The organism is Desulfovulcanus sp. (assembly GCF_982781345.1).
Map to the genome: position 1 here is coordinate 1 of NZ_CEYAEZ010000211.1, position 1,014 is coordinate 1,014.

Genomic DNA, 1,014 nt, shown 5'->3' on the forward strand with positions numbered 1-1,014 from the left:
CAATATTTCATTTTTTTCAAGGCTATATCTTATAGTTTTACTTTTAAACACATCTATATCCTAATATTTCTATATATACGATGTATTTTAATATAATTTTATTGTTTTGTCAAGTTGGATTGGAAGATAACGACAGAGTACAAAAATATGTTACCTATTTTTGAGTTCTGTTCTACTTAAGCTATTTTAACAACTTGCAAGTAAATATAAACTTTTTTCGGCAGAGGTAACATATTTTTTGCTATGGTTTGTTATAAGTCTTTTTTACTCATAAAGTTTTGTATGTCCTCTATGCTGTATGCAGGTGTTTTTTTATGTAACATTGCATGACAATTTGGACAGACAGGTCTTAAATCCTCAATTGGATCTATAATATATTCTTCATTTATCTCAGATAATGGTTTTAAATGATGAACATGAATAAATCCTTTACCTATTTGTCCATAAGTTTTTTCAAAGTCAAAATTACATATAAAACATTTTGTTCCATAATGTTTTATACACTTTTCTCTTGCTTTTGGATTTCTTTCGTAGGCATTAACTGTAATTTGTTTTTTTGAACCTTCTGTAAGCCTTTCTTCCTTTACTTCATCAGGATAGATAATAATATCTTTTGAAATTTCATCAGATAAAAACACTCTATATATCTATCAAATGCACTACTGTACATATTGTTACCACGAATATTCTTTGAAAAATATTCTTCAATATCAAAGTAATCTTTTTTGATTTTTTTTGCTATTTGAGAATTGTATACTGAATATAAATCAAAATATTTATAACCTACCTTTTTTAAATCATTTGATATTGTAATAATAGTTTTAGCATATCTTTCAGGTCTCTTATTGGCAATAAGCCATTTTTTAAATGAATCTTTCATATTGCTCCTGACTTATAACGACCAAAGTAAGCTATAAATTAGCCGCAGGGTAATTTATTAGCTTCTCTGATTTGTTGTATGATTTTTCATATAGAAGTTCAGGATCCAAATCAAGCTGATTAGCCCACTCAATG

2 protein-coding genes are annotated in these 1,014 nt (G+C 26.9%); both read right to left on the minus strand.

Features of this window, described 5'->3' with window-relative positions; all coding sequences use genetic code 11:
* Positions 1-251: 251 nt before the first annotated feature.
* Positions 252-638: an HNH endonuclease gene (locus AC3WVG_RS12305; RefSeq protein WP_488798409.1), complete on the minus strand. Its 387-nt coding sequence runs from the start codon at positions 636-638 to the stop codon at positions 252-254.
* Entirely contained in the window at positions 584-880 is a 297-nt protein-coding gene (locus AC3WVG_RS12310; RefSeq protein WP_488798410.1) for a hypothetical protein, read from the minus strand. The genes AC3WVG_RS12305 and AC3WVG_RS12310 overlap by 55 nt, the downstream gene beginning before the upstream one ends.
* Positions 881-1,014: the final 134 nt, after the last annotated feature.